This window comes from Inquilinus limosus MP06, from assembly GCF_000767795.1.
In the GTDB taxonomy this organism is placed as follows: Bacteria; Pseudomonadota; Alphaproteobacteria; order DSM-16000; family Inquilinaceae; genus Inquilinus; species Inquilinus limosus_E.
Genome location: NZ_JANX01001133.1, coordinates 1 through 618, shown reverse-complemented (window position 1 = coordinate 618; position 618 = coordinate 1). Strand labels below are relative to the sequence as shown.

Sequence of the window (618 nt, the reverse complement as noted above, 5' to 3'; positions counted from 1 at the left end):
GCTACGGCCCGGACGAGGGCGACGCCATTACCGGAGCCGTGGTGCTGGACGCCTTCGCCGGCACCGGCGCGCTGGCTTTCGAGGCGCTGTCGCGCGGCGCCGCCGAGGCCTGGCTGTTCGACAGCTCGGCCGCGGCGCTGGGCTTCGCCCGGAAGAATGCCGAGACGCTGGGCGAGACGACCCGCGCCCATCTGCTGCGCGCCGATGCGCTGAAGCCGCCGCCGGCGCGGGCACAGGCGACGCTGCTGTTCCTGGATCCGCCCTACCGCCAGGGGCTGACTCGGCCCGGCGATCCGGGCGCGTGGCCGCCGCCGGCTGGCTGGCGCCCGGCTGCCTGGTGGTGGCCGAGACCGCGGCCGACGAGCCGGCGGTGCCCGGCCTGGCCCTGCTGGACGAGCGCCGCTACGGCATCGCCCGCATCGGCTTCGGCCGGGTGGCGGACTAGGTCATGGGTCACAGGGCCGCCACCGCGCTGATCCGCCATTTCGGGGAAGAGGGCGGCACCCTGCGCGACGAGGCCGTAGGCACCGCCTGCGTCTTCGGCTGCCATGCCCGCGACCATATCCGCAACGTCCGCTTCCCCGAACCCGGCCTGGTCCTGGTCGCCAGCGGCGGCAA

The 618-nt window shown here is 75.4% G+C and carries 1 protein-coding gene; it reads left to right on the top strand.

Going from position 1 to position 618, the window contains the following annotated elements; genetic code table 11:
• Positions 1-476: RsmD family RNA methyltransferase (locus tag P409_RS37575; RefSeq protein WP_152613741.1), on the top strand; the 476-nt coding region annotated here is incomplete at its 5' end.
• Positions 477-618 lie beyond the last annotated feature (142 nt).